Raw genomic sequence first — 16,218 nt, forward strand, 5'->3', positions numbered from 1 at the left:
CACGGTATCCGGTTCTCAGGGTGCCCCGCGGCGTCCGTCCGTGTGGGGCGTGCGCCGCGCGAGGTAGAAATATACGCCCCCTGCGGGGCCCGTGGGAAGGGCCGAGGGGCGTCTCCACACCTCCTACACAACCGGGCTCAGGCGCCCGCGCGCACCATGCCGCAGGAGGCGTCCAGGAGGCGGTCGCGCTCGCCCTCGGTGGGGGCCTCGGAATAGACCCTGACCACTGGGTCTGACCTCGAAGGACGCATGAGGACCCAAGAGCCGTCATCGAACTGGAGGCGCAGACCGTCTGCGTGGCTTACCTCAACAGGCCGACGCCCGGCAACCGAACCGGGATTCAGCCCCGGCAACACGTTCCGGAACGCTTGCGTTGCCGCGGGGTCAAGCCGAACGTCTCTGCGCGTATAGCGCATATGGCCGATCTTGTCGCCCATGTCGCTTACCAGCTGACGGACTGTCCGTCCGCTCTTGGCTGCCAGTTCCACCACGAGAAGGCAGGCGAGCAGCCCATCCCGCTCGAGCAGATGAGAGGGGAATGCCAGACCGCCGTACTCCTCAGCGCCTAGCAACACGTCTCCCTCGAGCATTTCTCTATATATGCGAGAGAAGCCAACGGGAACCGACGTGAGTTGGCACCCAAGGCGTTCGGCCTGGCGCGCAATTCTTGCGGAGCACGTGAGCGTAACTATTACTCGCCCAGACTCCCCGCGGTTCTCGACAAGGTGACCAAGGACAAGCGGAGAGAGTTCGTGCGGCAGCAAGATGTTGCCATTCTCGTCCACCACGCCCGCTCGGTCGCCATCACAGTCGAGCAGGAATCCCATGTCGGCGCCTGTCGACGAGACGGTCTCTTCGCATTCGTCCGCCCACGGATCGGCGGGTTCCGGGTGAAGGCCGCAGAAGTCTTCACAGGGGCCAGCGTGGATCTCGGTTACGTTGCAACCAAGGCGCTCGAGCGCGTTTGCAAGCACGCCTGTGCCCGCACCGTACATGGGGTCAACTATGACGCTTGGGGTAGCGGCTGCTATGGCCGCACCGTCCACAAGCGTGACGAGGTCATCAAGGTACGGATCTATGAAGTTCTCAACCCGGAGCTCTCCGCAATCTGTGGGAGGCTCCAAAGATATGTGCTGTTCTACGGTGTCTAGGAACTCGCGCGACACTGGGCCGCCGTCCGCACCGCGAACAATAAGGCCACCATACTCGCAGGAGCGCTCGCTCGCCGTAAGCATAACGACGCCTACCGCGTCATCCCTCCTCGAGCAGCACCACGACACAACGGGCGTGGGGCACGGTCTATCAGAGACAACAGCGCGCAGGCCAAAAGACGCAAGGACGCAGGCAGCCGCACGTGCATACTCTGCAGAGTTGTGTCGCGTGTCATAGCCAACAAGAACTGTGGCGCCGGGATGGGCTTCTGCCCAGAGCAGGCCGAGCGAATCGGCAACGCGCCTGACGCCAGCCTCGTCAAAGCCGTCATCCAGGCGCGCCTGCCAGCCGTCTGCACCAAAGCGGATTATGTTGGAACGCCTATCCAAGTGCCTTGTCTCCAAATGCCTCATGGAAGGCCTCCGCCGTCTGGGGGCTCTTGAGCGCCATGCGTGCGTTTGTCGCCGCCCAGGCCGCGGGGGTCCCAGTGTCACATCCCTCTGCGGGGTCAACTACCAGCGCGTACATCTCCTCCTCAGCAAGGAGGCGCTGCATGGAATCGGTAAGCTGAATCTCATTGCCGGCACCGGGTGCCTGCGTGGCGAGAAGCTCCATAATGCGCGGAGAGAGCAGATAACGCCCCACAATGAAAAGGTGTGAGGGGGCATCCTCGGGCTTTGGCTTCTCGACAAGCCCTGTCACCTTCCAGACAGCGCCTTCTTCCTCCTCGCCGTCCTTTGCGCCATCAAGATGACCAACGCACTGGCCGGCAATAATGCCATAGCGGCTCACTTGGTCTTCAGGCACCGGCGCAACGGCGATAACCGAAGCGCCATCGTGCTCGCGAGAGACCTGCGCCATGCGCACGCACATCTGCTTGTCCGGCACAAAGTAGTCGCCTAGAAGTACAAAGAACGGCTCGCCGTCGATCTTGTCCGCCGCACAGTGAACGGCGTGGCCAAGGCCACGTGGGTTGTCCTGGTAGACAAAGGAGACCGGCAAAGTGGATGCCTCGTGCACGCGATCCGCCGCCTCACCCTTGCCCCGCTCGCGAAGCATGTTCTCGAAGTCCTCGTCGACAGAGAAGTACTGCTCAATCTGGGGCTTCTCGCGAGAGTTCACAATCACGACGCCATCGACGCCCTCGGGCTCCAGGGCCTCCTCGACAACGTACTGGAGGATGGGCTTGTCGAGGACGGGCAGAAGCTCCTTGGGCATGCACCTTGTTGCGGGCAGGAAGCGCGTGCCGAGGCCTGCTGCCGGAATGATTGCCTTCATAGTGGTCGTGTTCCCTTCAATAGTTTGCACTTGTGGCCAAAAGCGCCAGACACACCATACCCCTGCGTATGCGTCGATTGCCCCGCCTTCTCTTAGCGGCAGACCTCCGCCGGACTGCGGACGTATTCCAGTTCGCCGTCACATGGCGCACACACCTAGTGCATCAAATGGCCATGATGCTAATCGGGAATGGTCACGCCCTGCTTTGCAAGGTAGTCAATCAGACGCGACATGGTGTCGGCAGAGAGCACGTGCTCCATGAGGCATGCCTCCTCGTCCGCACGCTCCGCCTCGACGCCAAGGTCCGCTTCGAGAAAGGCTCGCAGCGCGCGATGAGCGCGCCACACGATGGCGGCGTACTCCTTGCCCTCGGGGGTTAAGGTCACGCGGCCATAGCGGCTTTGGTTGACCATGCCCTCCTCTTTGAGCATAGAAAGCGCCTTGTTAACGCTTGCCTTCGACACCTCGAGCTGCTCGGCAACATCGACGGAGCGAACGCTGCCATCGGAATCACCCGACTCTTTAGACAGCCTGTATATGGACTCGAGATAGTCTTCGCCTGCCCTTGTAAGGGCATGGTCTTGGTTTCCGTCACCCGTTAGAGCCATGAGAAGTCTCCCCCATCTTGCTTTACGCGCCCCCGGCGCGTGTCCTGGAGACATTATCCCCAAGTAATCAGTTCTTTGGCGCCGAGGTAGACGAGGAAGCCGTAGATTCGGCAGACTGCGAGGATGTTGTCGCAGTTGATGTGGCCACAGGGGAAGAGTTCGCAGAATCCGTAGCTCCATCTGCGCCGGCATCCGCACTTGTGGACGAGGAGCCCTCATCGACATAGCCGTACTGGTCAACGTCAAGGGACGAGGGGTCCTCGCCCGCATCGATGACCTTCATCATCTCGTCAAGCGCATTCCAGTCGGCAACAACATATGCGACGCCGTCAACATCTTTTGGTTCGGAGGGAACATAGGCGGTGTAAATGTCGCTCTCCGTATCCATGCCTACCATCTCGGATGCCAAGGTCACAATGTCCGAGATGGAGAGATCGGTGGAAATGACGTCTGCGGTAGCGTCAACAAGGCTCACGATCTTTGTTGGGTCGTTGGTTGCCAGAAGCTGGTTGAGCATGGCTTTGATAAAAGTGCGCTGATGGCGCATGCGGGTGTAATCACCATCTGGAAAGTGGCGGCACCTGCAGTAGAAGAGTGCCTGCGCACCATCAAGTGTCTGGACGCCGGGTTCAAGCTCGGTGACATCGTCAAAATTCTCGGTGTCTTTCATGTACTGGTCGACGTCAACCGTCACGCCACCCATGGCATCGGTAAGCGTCGAGAGGCCGTCAAAGGCAATCTCTGCATAGTGAGAGATCTGAACGCCGCACTTCTCGCTCACAATTTGCACCATACCAGCAGCACCATCGTAGGTGTGGACGCCGTTGATCTTCATGGTCGTTCCCTTCCACTCGACCATGGTATCTCGCGGAATCGAGAGGAGCGTCACACGCTTGCTGGGCGGATCAATGCGGGCGAGGATGATGGTGTCGGCACGGTAGTCCGTCTCGCCGGGACGGCCATCGGTTCCAAGGAGCAGTACGTAATAGGGGTCGTTCGGAGTATCGGGCGTGTTGTCAGCGGAGGCGTCTGCCAGACTCTGCTGAAGCTCGGGGGTAATGACCTGGCTGTTGTTCATGCGGGTCTGGACGTTGTTAATCCAGAAGGCAAACGCAACCCCTCCACCAACGAGAATCGCCACCAAGGCAATGACTATGCCGCGCGCGACACTCTTGCGGAGACTGTGCTTACGACGCTTATTGCTGTAGCGCTCAACGTTGTCGCGGCTGTACTCGTCAGGCGCATCGATACCGGAGTCATTCTCCTCGGTCCTCATGTGCTTACTCATCAGCCGCTCCGCATCCTGTCCGCGCGAGGGAACTAGTCCCTGATCGCATCCTCGTCATCGGGAACCGTGTCGCGCTCTGCCTTGGCACCAAGCGAGACAAGCTTGCTCACGAAGCCCTCATACCCTCGCTCAATATGGTGGATGGCAGAAACGGTTGTGACTCCATCGGCCACGAGGCCGGCCATGACAAGCGCGGCGCCACCGCGAAGATCCGGCGACTTTACCTGCGTGCCCGAGAAGCCCGGCACGCCATGCACGATGGCGTGATGGCCCTCAATGGTAATGTCGGCGCCCATGCGCTGCAGTTCGCTTGCAAACATGAAGCGGTTCTCAAATACGTTCTCGGTGATAACGCACGAGCCCTTGGCAAGCGCGAGAAGGCACATGGTCTGCGCCTGCATGTCGGTGGGAAAACCGGGGAAGGGCAGCGTCTGAATGTCTGTGGGAAGAATGGGTCCCTCGCGCCAGACGGTGCAGCCGTGTGCCTCGCGCTGGACAGCAAGGCCCATCTTCTCAAACTTCTTGAGAACAAGTCCCAGGTGGATGGGGTCGAACCCATTCACGGTAACAGGCTTGCCGCAAAGGCCGCCAATGGCGAGGAAGGTACCTGCCTCGATACGATCGCCCACAACGGTATGAGTGACGGGATGGAGCTCCCCCACGCCCTCGATCTCGATGACCGGCGAGCCCGCACCCTTAACCTTTGCGCCCATCTCGTTGAGCATGTTTGCCAGGTCGACGATCTCCGGCTCGCGTGCGGCGTTGTCAATGATGGTGGTTCCCTTTGCGTGAACCGATGCCATCATGAGGTTCTCGGTGGCACCCACACTCGCAAAGGCAAGCGTAACGGTATTGCCCGTAATTCCATTGGGTGTAGTGGCATGGATGTTACCGTGCTTGACGTCAAACTGGACGCCAAGCTCTTCGAGCCCAAGGATGTGCATGTCGATCTTGCGGGCACCAATGTTGCAGCCACCTGGCATTGCCACAACAGCCTTGCCGAAGCGCGAGATGAGGGGACCGAGAACTGCCGTCGATGCGCGCATCTGGGCAACCAGCTCGTAGGGGGTCTCCCACTTATCGACGTTCGAGGTGTCAATTACGAGGGTGTGCTTGTCCAGCACGTCGATAGTGGCGCCAAGACGCTTAAGCACCTTGCCCATAACGTGGACGTCTGCAATGTTGGGGACGTTCTTCAGCGTGGTGACGCCGGGAGCCATGATTGTTGCGGCCATGAGCTTGAGCGCAGAGTTCTTGGCGCCCTCAACCGTGACCTCGCCTGTTATTTCGTGCCCGCCCTCAACCTTAATAACGTCCATGTTCCTCCCGCATACAGCAAGCGACCCCGCTTTCGCGGGGCCGCCTGGGTCTTAGTTCTGCTTATGCTCCGCCGCTTGTTTGAGCAGTAGATTACACCACTTTACCTTGTTCTCCCAATACGCACGACGTCCATCTGACTCCGCGAGACCGTTAAGCGTGTCGAGGGCGGTGTCGCGTGTCTCACGCACCACGTTCGGCTCGATGTCATCGACAAGGCGCGCGTGGTCGGCAAGGATGATGACGCCCTTGCCGTCAATCTGGGCATAGCCGCCCGAGATGACAACCTTGGTCGTGCCGCCCCCATCCTCCTCGCGGAGGTGGAGACGAACGACGCCGTCGCCCAGCGAACAAATCTCAGGAGCATGCCCTGGCCACACGCCAAGCTCGCCGGAGTGCGTGACCAAGATGAGACTCGCGACAGGTCCCTTGTACAGCAACCTGTCCGGACGGACGAACTGACAATTGAGCTCGGCCATGTCTCTTCCTAGCCCTTGGACTTCTCGCCGGTCGCCTGCGCCATCTTCTTGGCACGAGCGCGGACGTCGTCGATGTTGCCGGCAAAACGGAACGCCTGCTCGGGGATGTCATCGCACTTGCCATCGACAATCTGGGCGAACGAGCGGACGGTCTCATCGACGGTGCAGTACACGCCGGGAGCACCCGTGAACTTCTGGGCAACGTGGAAGTTCTGCGACAGGAACTGCTGGACCTTGCGCGCACGGGCAACCGTGAGCTGCTGCTCCTCGGAGAGTTCATCCATGCCCAGAATGGCGATGATGTCCTGGAGATCGGAGTACTCCTGCAGGATCTCTTGCACCTTCATGGCCACGCGGTAGTGCTCCTCGCCCACGATGGACGGATCGAGCGCCGAGCTCGAGCTGGCCAGGGGGTCGACAGCCGGATAGATGCCAAGCTCGGTAATGGCACGCGAAAGAACCGTGGTAGCGTCCAGGTGCGTGAACGTAGTTGCAGGGGCAGGGTCGGTAAGGTCGTCGGCAGGAACGTAGACGGCCTGGACCGAGGTAATGGAGCCCTCCTTGGTGGAGGTAATGCGCTCCTGCAGCTCGCCCATCTCAGTTGCCAGCGTGGGCTGGTAGCCAACGGCGGAAGGCATGCGGCCGAGAAGGGCCGAGACCTCGGAGCCCGCCTGCGAGAAGCGGAAGATGTTGTCGATGAAAAGCAGGACGTCCTGGCCCTGGTCGCGGAAGTACTCAGCTGTGGTGAGGCCAGCCAGCGCAACACGCATACGTGCTCCAGGCGGCTCGTTCATCTGGCCGTAGACCAAGCAGGTCTTGTTGATGACGCCAGACTCGCTCATCTCAAGGTAGAGGTCGGTACCCTCACGCGTGCGCTCGCCGACGCCCGTGAAGACGGAGGTGCCGCCGTGCTGCTGGGCAAGGTTGTTAATGAGCTCCTGAATGAGGACCGTCTTACCAACGCCGGCGCCGCCGAAGAGACCAGTCTTGCCGCCGCGAACATAGGGCTCCAGAAGGTCGATGGCCTTGATGCCGGTCTCGAAAATCTCCGTCTGGGTGGTGAGCTCTTCGAAGGCGGGTGCGGGGTGGTGGATGGGATAGTACTGCACATCGTCGGGGATTGGCTTGCCGTCGACGGGCTCACCCATGACGTTCCAAACGCGACCGAGCGTCGAAGGGCCAACCGGCATCATCATGGGGTGTCCGGTGTCCTTGACGCGCAGCCCACGCTGCAATCCATCGGTAGACGACATGGCAACGGTACGCACGATGTCGCCAGCAAGCTGGGACTCGACCTCGAGCACCGTCTTTACGCGACCGATGGGCGTGTCGTCATCGACGAGAAGGGCCGTATAAATCGAGGGGACCCTGCCATCAAACTTGACGTCCACGACAGGTCCGACGATACGGACGATGTACCCATCTCCGACGCTCTTGTTGAGCTTGTTGTAGGTGGCCTCCTCAAGGGGGGTGCGCACCTGTTCGGTGATTTCTGCCATTAGTAGCTGTCCTCCAATGCAGCCGCACCGCCAATGATCTCGGTCAGCTCGGTGGTGATGGCGCCCTGACGCTCTCGGTTATAGGTTCGACCGAGCGAGTTCAGGACCTCTTTCGCGTTGTCGGTTGCCGACTGCATGGCACGACGGCGGGCGGCGTGCTCGGCAGCGGCCGAGTCGAGAAGCGCGTGGAAGATGACCGTCTTGATATAGGCGGGCATCAGATACCCCAGGACCTCCTGCGCAGAAGGCTCGAAGGTATAGTCGGAGTAGAACTTGTGACCAACCTCCGACAATGCCTCCTTGGTGCGAGGCGCGTTGGGCATCATGAGCTTCTCCTGCTCAACCGGCAGCAGCTGCTCTACGACCTGCGTCTGGTCGACGCGGTTCTTGGCGTGCCAGTAGCACAGAACAGCACGGTCGATACGCCCAGCGGCATAGGCATCCATCACGTAGGTAGCAATGCGGTCTGCCTCATCCTGGTTTGGCTCGGACGAGATGCCCACGAAGGACATCACCGGCTTCACCTTGCGGAATGTGAAGTACTCCGTGGGCTTCCTGCCGCAGGTAATGATCTCGGATGAGACGCCCTTCTCCTTGAGCGCAGCCATCTCGTGCTCGACTGCGCGCTGTTGGAGCAGGTTGAAGCCGCCCGCAAGCCCTCGGTCGGACGCGACAAGAATGAACAGGACGTTCTTCTCATGCGTGCGACCACGGAGGAGGGGCTGAGAATCGTCAAAACCCGCACTCGCAACGTTCGCGAGCATGTTGGTGATGGCGTCCTTGTACGGGGTGGCCTCATCCGCCTTCTTGAGCGCCGAGCGAATCCGCGCTGTGGAGATCATCTCCATGGTGCGGGTAATCTGCATAGTGCTCTTGATGGAGGACATGCGCCGCTGTATTTCGCGAAGGTTGGCCATCGGTCGTTACTCCTGGCCCTTCTCCGCGTCCTGGCTGGGCACCTCGACGCTCTCGGCGGCCACGGCCTTCTCTGCGGTGCGCTCGACATCGCTGGCCTTGACCTTGTTGGGGTGCTCGAGCATGAACTGAGCCTTGTAGTGCGTGATGTGCTCCTTGAGGCGACGCTCCTGGTCCTCGGAGATCTTGCCCTCGAGAAGGGAGGCGCGAAGCGCAGGGTGCTTGTCGGCCATGTACTTGGCAAGCCCGTCGCGGAACAGGCCCACGTGGTTGAGGTCGATGTCGTCGAGGAAGTCCTCCTTGCCGGCGAAGACCGCGATGATCTCGTCGGGTGCAGCAAGGGCGGCAAAGCGACCCTGCTTGAGGAGCTCCATCATGTGTGCACCATGGTTGAGCTGGTACTGAGTGGTTGCGTCGAGGTCAGAGCCAAACTGTGCGAAGGCTTGCTTGTCGCGGTATGCGGCAAGGTCCAGACGCAGCGTACCGGCAACCTGCTTCATGGCCTTGTACTGCGCGTCGCCACCAACCCTGGAGACCGAGATGCCCACGTCAACAGCGGGGCGCTGACCCTGGAAGAACAGGTTGGTCTGCAGGTAGATCTGCCCATCAGTGATGGAAATCACGTTGGTGGGAATGTAGGCGGAGACATCGCCCTCCTGCGTCTCGATGATGGGGAGTGCCGTGAGCGATCCGCCGCCGTTCTCGTCGGACAGCTTGCACGCGCGCTCGAGCAGACGAGAGTGCAGGTAGAAGATGTCGCCAGGATAGGCCTCGCGTCCAGGCGGACGGTGAAGCGTCAGCGACATCTGACGATAGGCCACAGCCTGCTTGGAGAGGTCATCGTAGACCACGAGGACGTGAGCACCGGGGTGCGTGGCGTCCGCGGGGTTGCCGTTGGCGTCGTTGTACATGAAGTACTCGCCAATGGCCGCGCCGGCCATGGGGGCGATGTACTGCAGCGGTGCGGAATCCGCTGCGGTAGCGGCAACGATAACCGTCTTATCGAGAACGCCATGCTTGGCGAGGGACTCCCTGATTGTGGCAACCGTAGAGGCCTTCTGGCCAATTGCCACATAAATGCAGAGCATGTCCGTATCGCGCTGGTTCACGATGGTGTCAATGGCGATGGCGGTCTTGCCTGTCTTTCGGTCGCCGATGATGAGCTCACGCTGGCCACGACCAATGGGCACCATAGCGTCAATGGCGAGAAGACCGGTAAGCACGGGCTCGCAGACCGGCTGGCGTGCCATGATGCCGGGGGCCTTGAACTCGATGGGGCGACGGTGCATGGAGTCGATGGGACCAAGGCCGTCGATGGGCTGGCCCAGCGGATTCACCACGCGGCCGAGCATTGCATGGCCCACAGGAATGTCCATGACGCGGCCGGTGGTACGGCACTCGTCACCCTCCTTGATGGAATCAACGTCACCAAAGAGAACGGCGCCGACCCTGTCCTCCTCGAGGTTCTGTGCGAGGCCATAGACGCTACGACCCGTCACGGAACTCGTGAACTGCAAGAGCTCGCCCGCCATTGCCGTCTTGAGGCCAGAGATGTACGCGATACCATCGCCCACCTGCGTTACAACCGACGCCTCCTGGCGATCAACCGTAGCATTGATGGCTGAGAGCTGTTCGCGCAGGGTGTCCAGAATGCGCTGCGAGCTAATCTGCTTCTCGATGGTAACCTGCTCGTTTTCTGTCACTGCTCTTCACCTCCGATGAATGCTGAGGAGAGCGTCTTCCTGATGAGCGAAAGCTGGGCGCGCACCGAAGCATCCATGCGCTTACCGCGCGCTTCGATAACAACGCCACCCAGGATGCTTGGGTCAACGCGCTCAACGAGATAGACAGGTGCGTTAAGCATCTTTTCCGACTGTGCGCGGACCTTGCCACGAAGTGCCTCGTCCATGGGGACGGCCGTCGTGACGGTAACCGAGACAGTCGTATCCTCATTGTCCAGAAGCTCCTGGTACTTTTTGGCAACCTGGTCAATGAGGCCCGAGTCGTTCTCGGCCTGCATGGCGGTAAGCGTCTCCAGCACCTCGGGCGAGAACTTCTTGGCATGCTGCCACTGCACCAGGTCAGCGTTCGCGCGACCCTGCTGACGGGCCGCCTCGAGCAGAGCCCTGGTATAGGCCTCTGCCTTCTGTTCGTCGGCTCGTTTAATGCTCATCGGGGGCACTCACTTCCGCGAGGTACTTCTCGGCAAGCCTGCGCTGCTGATCCTCGGTAAGATCGTTGCCGATAATCTTGCTTGCAATCTCGACCGAAAGGTCAACGACCGAGTTCGAAAGCTCAATCGTGGCCTTGCGACGCTCGGAATCAACGGCACCGTGCGCCTTGGCGATGATGTCCGATGCCTCGTGCTGCGCCTTGGCAAGGATTTGCGAGCGCTCCTCCTCTGCCTCCTTCTTGGCCTGGGAGATAATCTCCTCAGCCTTACGGTTAGCCTCGACGAGCTTGTCCTCGTAGCTCTGTGCCTCTGCCGCAGCCTCCGCCTTGGACTTCTCCGCGGAGTCGAGGTCGTCCTGAATCTTCTGCTGGCGCTTCTCCATCATGCCGAGGATCGAGGGCCAAGCGAACTTGGCCATGATGAACCAGATGACGAGGAATGCGATGAGCGCGGGGATGAACTCCGCGGGCTTAGGCAGAAGGAGGTCGGCACCGCTTGGGCTGTCGGCGAGGGCAACGGTAGGCAGCGAGAGGACCGTGCCCAGCATGAGACCAGCAACGGCCGCGATGCGCGCGCTCCCCTTCATGTTCCTATTCATACGTCCCTCCAACTCAGCTTGTACGTCGTGTTGTCCCATGCGTTAGGCGGACATCAACGTCACGACGAAGCCGATGAGGGCGAGTGCCTCAACGAATGCAGAGGCCAGGATGAAGACCGTAAACAGACGACCCTGAACCTCGGGCTGACGCGCCATGGAAGTTGTAGCACCATAGGCAGCCAGACCAATGCCGATAGCAGCGCCGATGACACCGAGACCATAACCAATGACTCCCACGATTCCTCCTTTGTCACTCGCCTGGACCCAGGCGAACTCTGACGTCGTGCTATGCAGAAGCGGCCGTGTACCGCTTGTTGCCCTGTTACTACTCGTCCTGCTCGACGAGCTGGATATAGACGGCCGAGAGAAGCGTGAAGACGTACGCCTGGATTACTGCGACCAGAATCTCGACCAGGTAGATGACAATGAGAATGAGCACCCAGAAGATTGACGCCCCTGCGCTGCCGAGCGCCGCTGCCGAGAAGCCCTGGAGCAGGGGCTCGAAGAAGAGCGAAGCCAGGATGGCGAAGGTGCCCATGACCACGTGGCCGGCGAACATGTTGCAGAAGAGTCGGACGGCAAGGGTGATGAGGCGCAGGAACGTCGAGAAGAGCTCGATGACCCATACCATGATGCGCATGGGAAGGGCCAAGCCCTCGGGTGCCAGACTCTTGATGTAGCCCCAGACGCCCTTGCGCTTAATGCCCACTGCAATGAAGTAGACGAACGAACAGAGGGCAAGTGCGGCCGTGACACCGATGGTACCGGTGCCGGGGTGGCAGCCGGGGATGATGCCCACGATGTTGTTGAACAGAATGAAGAAGAAGAGCGTGGCGATGAACGGGAAGTGCTTCTTCCAGGTATCGCCCAAGATGGACTTGCACATGTCGTCGCGTGCGAACTCGACCACGTACTCGACGCCGTTTACGAAGAAGCCCTGGGGCACCAAGCTCTGGGCCTGCTTCTTCTTGAAGACGAACATCACAATGAGGAGCAACGCGATGGCGACGCACATCCAAAAGATGTATTGGGTGAGGCCGACCGTGGTGTCTCCAACGATGGCATGAGACATAAAACCGTCAAGCAGCTCATTCATCGCATCGGGCAACTTGGAAAGCGCGTCCACTATTCGTCCTTCCTTCCACACTCCGCCTCTGCGGGGTCTGCGACACTCCCTGGCGAGCATCCTAGACCGCGCATGTGGTCCATTCTACCCACTCCATGCAGGGAGTCATTCGCTTCTTCCGCGTACGGTAACGAGCAGAAATGCTCATTGATGAGCATTTTCCGCTCGGCATCCCATAAACGAAAACTCAGATGTCCAAAGAGCAAGTCGCGATATTAGCACTTTGGGAGTAGACGGGAACCAAGTTCAGGTCAATTTTTGAACAACGTTCAATAAACAAGTCTGACGCCCCAAAATACCTGGCAAAACGAGAACCGCTTCCGTATTTTCCCGATTGGCCAAAAGTGTCGATACGTCATCAAATTCGCAAGGAAGACACAATTTCTGCACGTCTGAAGCGCCGAAGAAGTACGACCAAAGGAGTACCCCGGAAAACGCTACTTACGTGGGTTTCTTTGCCAAGCGACAAGTCCCGCAACGGTCGAGACCGCGAGAAAAGAAAGCGCAGCGGAACCGCCGAACGGTAGTACAGCGGTCGAATCACCGAGGTAAACGGCAAGGACGAGAAGCTGGATTCCAAAGAACGACGCCAGAATGCTCCCCAGTCCTGCCGCCAGGGAGGGCTTGTCCCCCCGTGCGGCCCGATGGAGCGTGAAAAGGACGGGCGTGGCCGCGAGTACGCCCGCTGCCACGCCCAAGATGACCATTGTGGCCATGCTACTTGGTGCCGTAGATGCGGTCACCGGCATCGCCCAGGCCAGGAAGGATGTAGGCGTTCTCGTTAAGGCACCTGTCAACGGAGCACGTGTAGAGACGTACGTCAGGGTCGTAGTCGAGAACTGCCTTGACGCCTTCAGGGCAGGAGACGATGGTGAGGCAGCGGATGTCCTTCACGCCCGCCTCGCGCAGGAACTGGATGGCCGCGGTGAGAGAGCCGCCCGTAGCGAGCATGGGATCGACCACGAGGCAGGTGCGGTTCTCGACGTCAGGCGGGAACTTGCAGTAGTACTGGTGCGGAATGTGGGTCTCGGGATCACGGTACATGCCCACGTGACCCACGCGCGCGGAGGGCACGAGGGTGAGGATACCGTCAACCATGCCCAGACCGGCGCGAAGGATGGGGATGATGGCAACTTTCTTGCCGGCGATGCGCTTGCAGGTGGTCTTCTCGAGCGGGGTCTCAACCTCGACGTCCTCGAGCGGAAAGTCGCGCATGGCCTCGTAGCCCTCGAAGATGGCAAGCTCAGTCACGAGCTCGCGGAACTGCTTGGTACCCGTGTCCTTGTCCCTCAGGATACTCAGCTTGTGCTGGACCAGAGGGTGATTGACGACCGTAAGCCTGCTCTCGTCGTAATCTGCCATGTGCATCCCTTCTCGTATTGAGACAAAGGGACAGTCCCTTTGTCTCATGGTCTTCCCCGAAAGACCTTAGCACTTAGGAATGAGACAAAGGGACTGTCCCTTTGTCTCATTCAGCTCGCTAGAGCTCTGGATAGAGGGGGTGGGCCTGCAGGAGCTCCTTGACCTCGCCAGCAACGCGCTCCTGGACGTTCTCGTCACCGAGGTTGGTCACGACGTCGCCGATGAGCTCGCCGATGCGTTCGCACTCGGCCTCGCCAAAGCCGCGTGTGGTTGCCGCCGCAGATCCCACGCGAATGCCGCTCGTGACGAAGGGCGAGCGCTGCTCGCCGGGGATGGTGTTCTTGTTGACCGTGATGCCCACGGCGTCGAGCGCAGTCTCGGCGTCGCGACCGGTAACGTCGCCGGCGGGCGTGAGGTCAACGAGCAGCAGGTGGTTGTCGGTGCCGCCGGTCACGAGCCTTAGGCCGCGCGACTCCATGCCGCGGCCAAGCGCCTTGGCGTTGGCGAGAATTGCGTCAGTGTAGGCAGCAAACTCGGGACGCAGCGCCTCGCCAAAGGCAACGGCCTTGCCGGCGATGACGTGCTCGAGCGGGCCACCCTGCGTGCCAGGGAAGACCGAGGAGTTGATCTTCTTGGAGATGGCGGGGTCATTGCAGAGGATGATGCCGCCGCGGGGACCGCGCAGGGTCTTGTGCGTTGTGGAGGTAACCACGTCGGCGTAGGGCACCGGCGAGGGGTGGCGGCCCGTGGCGACAAGTCCGGCAATGTGGGCCATATCGACCATGAGAGCAGCGCCGTTGTCGTGGGCAATCTGGGCAAAGCGCTCGAAGTCGATGGTGCGCGGGTAGGCGGAAGCGCCAGCAATGATGAGCTTGGGCTGATACTTCTCGGCCTTAGCCGCGACGTCATCAAAGTCGATGCGCTCGGTCTGCGGGTCCAGGCCATAGGAAACCACGTTGTAGAGCTTGCCCGAGAAGTTCGCGGGCGAGCCGTGGGTGAGGTGGCCGCCGTTGTCGAGGGCCATGCCCATGATGGTGTCGCCGGGCTTAGCGAAGACGGCCTCGGCAGCGTAGTTTGCCTGCGCGCCGGAGTGGGGCTGAACGTTGGCGTAGGCGGCGCCAAAGAGCTTCTTCACACGGTCGCGCGCGAGGTTCTCGACCTCGTCGACGGCCCAGCAGCCGCCGTAGTAGCGGTGGCCAGGAAGCCCCTCGGCGTACTTGTTGGTGAGCGGCGAGCCCACTGCCTCCATCACCGAAAGCGAGACGAAATTCTCTGATGCGATGAGCTCGATGGAGTTGCGCTCTCGCGTGAGCTCGTCTCCGATGGCGGAAGCAAGCTCGGGATCGGTGGCACTTAGGTGCTCGAGGTACATGGCTTTCTCCTTCTTGGGCCTGTCGGGCGGCCCACGACGACGGCTGGCAGATGGTAGGCGGGCATTACAGGCCAAGTTCCTCGGAAGCACCGAGGAACGCCGGATTGCACGCAGACACGCACGTGGTACGGCACCTTGCCAAAAGAATAGCGCGTGCGGAAACGCGCCGCCGTCACCTTTCGCCCATGTGAAACACGCCTTTGCGGAACGGCAACCTTGTGGACCGATGACGAGAGAAAGCTAGGCCCCTGCCACGCGCAGGACGTCCCTCTCCGCAATGGCGCCCTCGCGGAGGACGCGGGGCGAGGCGCCCGTGCAGTCGACGATGGTGGAGGCAACGGCCAGGGGGGCGGGGCCTCCGTCAAGCGTGAGGTCAGCGGCTTCGATTATCTGCGGCTCGACTGAGGCGCCCGAGGTTGCGGAGGGCTCGCCGTGGATATTCGCGCTGGTCTGGGCAAGAGGACCCACGCGGCGTGCAAGCTCGCGCACGAGCATCGAGTTGGGGCAGCGGAGCGCCACAGTACCCGTTGGGGCAAGGTACTCGGCCGGGAGGGCTTCGGAAGCGGTGACCACCAGGGTGAGCGCTCCAGGCCAGTACACGTCGACAAGCGCGCAAGCCCAGGATGGAACTGAAGCCGCAAAGCGCGGAAGGTCTTTGGGGTCCGCCACAAACAGGGGAAGCGTTTGGGTGGCGGGGCGGTTCTTGATCTTGAAAATGCGCTGATGAGCAGGATTGCCTGGCGTTGCCGCGCACACGAGGCCATAGACGGAATCCGTGGGTGAGACAATGACGCCGCCGGCCTCAAGCGCCATTGCCGCGGCATCGAGCGCCGCTTGGGTGGGGCTGTCCTGGCTTACTCGCATCACGCTACCCATGGTTTCTCCTCCTGTTGACGCGGCTTGCACGGGCCGGAGCCGGCTCGCGCGCTGGGGCTGCTGAGAACAAATTCGACGTTTTTGGCCCTCTCAACGCTGTGAAATGTCCAATTTGTTCTCAGCAGTACTTGGCGGGCCGTCGCGGCACCAGGCAGGTCATCGCAACACCAGGCGC

The 16,218-nt window shown here is 60.7% G+C and carries 17 protein-coding genes; all 17 read right to left on the reverse strand.

Annotated features, from left to right (window positions below; all coding sequences use genetic code 11):
* Positions 1–137 precede the first annotated feature (137 nt).
* The 17 genes from AUL39_RS00005 to AUL39_RS00085 all read right to left on the reverse strand — a co-directional run bounded on the left by AUL39_RS00005 (position 138) and on the right by AUL39_RS00085 (position 16,043).
* The gene (locus AUL39_RS00005; protein WP_235810708.1) at positions 138–1,541 is read right to left on the reverse strand and encodes a phosphohexomutase domain-containing protein; all 1,404 of its coding nucleotides are present in this window, start codon (positions 1,539–1,541) and stop codon (positions 138–140) included.
* Positions 1,534–2,430: a UTP--glucose-1-phosphate uridylyltransferase gene (locus AUL39_RS00010; RefSeq protein ID WP_059052396.1), complete on the reverse strand. Its 897-nt coding sequence runs from the start codon at positions 2,428–2,430 to the stop codon at positions 1,534–1,536. Before AUL39_RS00010 ends, AUL39_RS00005 begins: the two co-directional genes overlap by 8 nt.
* 179 nt (positions 2,431–2,609) lie before the next feature.
* Positions 2,610–3,038: a metal-dependent transcriptional regulator gene (locus AUL39_RS00015; protein WP_059052398.1), complete on the reverse strand. Its 429-nt coding sequence runs from the start codon at positions 3,036–3,038 to the stop codon at positions 2,610–2,612.
* Between the two features lie 67 nt (positions 3,039–3,105).
* Entirely contained in the window at positions 3,106–4,326 is a 1,221-nt protein-coding gene (locus AUL39_RS00020) for an LCP family protein (protein WP_059052400.1), read from the reverse strand.
* 32 nt (positions 4,327–4,358) lie between these two features.
* On the reverse strand, positions 4,359–5,645 hold the full coding sequence (gene murA, locus AUL39_RS00025) for a UDP-N-acetylglucosamine 1-carboxyvinyltransferase (RefSeq protein WP_059052402.1): 1,287 nt from the start codon (positions 5,643–5,645) through the stop codon (positions 4,359–4,361).
* Between the two features lie 51 nt (positions 5,646–5,696).
* A complete protein-coding gene (gene atpC / locus AUL39_RS00030) occupies positions 5,697–6,122 on the reverse strand; it encodes an ATP synthase F1 subunit epsilon (RefSeq protein WP_059052403.1) in 426 nt (141 codons plus the stop codon).
* 8 nt (positions 6,123–6,130) lie between these two features.
* A complete protein-coding gene (atpD, locus tag AUL39_RS00035; RefSeq protein WP_082667147.1) occupies positions 6,131–7,621 on the reverse strand; it encodes a F0F1 ATP synthase subunit beta in 1,491 nt (496 codons plus the stop codon).
* Positions 7,621–8,538 carry an ATP synthase F1 subunit gamma gene (gene atpG / locus AUL39_RS00040; RefSeq protein WP_059052405.1) on the reverse strand — a complete coding sequence of 306 codons (918 nt, stop codon included), beginning with the start codon at positions 8,536–8,538 and terminating at the stop codon, positions 7,621–7,623. Before atpG ends, atpD begins: the two co-directional genes overlap by 1 nt.
* A 6-nt stretch (positions 8,539–8,544) precedes the next feature.
* Positions 8,545–10,215 (reverse strand): F0F1 ATP synthase subunit alpha, encoded by a 1,671-nt coding sequence (gene atpA / locus AUL39_RS00045; RefSeq protein ID WP_059053984.1) that lies wholly within the window; start codon positions 10,213–10,215, stop codon positions 8,545–8,547.
* 20 nt (positions 10,216–10,235) lie between these two features.
* A complete protein-coding gene (locus AUL39_RS00050; RefSeq protein WP_059052407.1) occupies positions 10,236–10,709 on the reverse strand; it encodes a F0F1 ATP synthase subunit delta in 474 nt (157 codons plus the stop codon).
* A complete protein-coding gene (atpF, locus tag AUL39_RS00055) occupies positions 10,699–11,307 on the reverse strand; it encodes a F0F1 ATP synthase subunit B (RefSeq protein ID WP_059052409.1) in 609 nt (202 codons plus the stop codon). The genes AUL39_RS00050 and atpF overlap by 11 nt, the downstream gene beginning before the upstream one ends.
* Before the next feature lie 42 nt (positions 11,308–11,349).
* On the reverse strand, positions 11,350–11,544 hold the full coding sequence (gene atpE, locus AUL39_RS00060; RefSeq protein ID WP_059052411.1) for an ATP synthase F0 subunit C: 195 nt from the start codon (positions 11,542–11,544) through the stop codon (positions 11,350–11,352).
* 88 nt (positions 11,545–11,632) lie between these two features.
* Positions 11,633–12,433, reverse strand: coding sequence for a F0F1 ATP synthase subunit A (atpB, locus tag AUL39_RS00065; RefSeq protein WP_059052414.1), 801 nt, complete (start codon positions 12,431–12,433; stop codon positions 11,633–11,635).
* A 437-nt stretch (positions 12,434–12,870) separates the two neighbouring features.
* Positions 12,871–13,149 (reverse strand): hypothetical protein, encoded by a 279-nt coding sequence (locus AUL39_RS11150; RefSeq protein ID WP_059052416.1) that lies wholly within the window; start codon positions 13,147–13,149, stop codon positions 12,871–12,873.
* Between the two features lies 1 nt (position 13,150).
* Positions 13,151–13,795, reverse strand: coding sequence for a uracil phosphoribosyltransferase (gene upp, locus AUL39_RS00075; RefSeq protein WP_059052418.1), 645 nt, complete (start codon positions 13,793–13,795; stop codon positions 13,151–13,153).
* Positions 13,796–13,913: 118 nt separating this feature from the next.
* On the reverse strand, positions 13,914–15,167 hold the full coding sequence (gene glyA / locus AUL39_RS00080; RefSeq protein WP_059052419.1) for a serine hydroxymethyltransferase: 1,254 nt from the start codon (positions 15,165–15,167) through the stop codon (positions 13,914–13,916).
* A 240-nt stretch (positions 15,168–15,407) separates the two neighbouring features.
* Positions 15,408–16,043: an L-threonylcarbamoyladenylate synthase gene (locus AUL39_RS00085; protein WP_059052421.1), complete on the reverse strand. Its 636-nt coding sequence runs from the start codon at positions 16,041–16,043 to the stop codon at positions 15,408–15,410.
* Between the last annotated feature and the right edge of the window lie 175 nt (positions 16,044–16,218).

It is taken from the genome of Tractidigestivibacter scatoligenes, assembly GCF_001494635.1.
In the GTDB taxonomy this organism is placed as follows: domain Bacteria; phylum Actinomycetota; class Coriobacteriia; order Coriobacteriales; family Atopobiaceae; genus Tractidigestivibacter; species Tractidigestivibacter scatoligenes.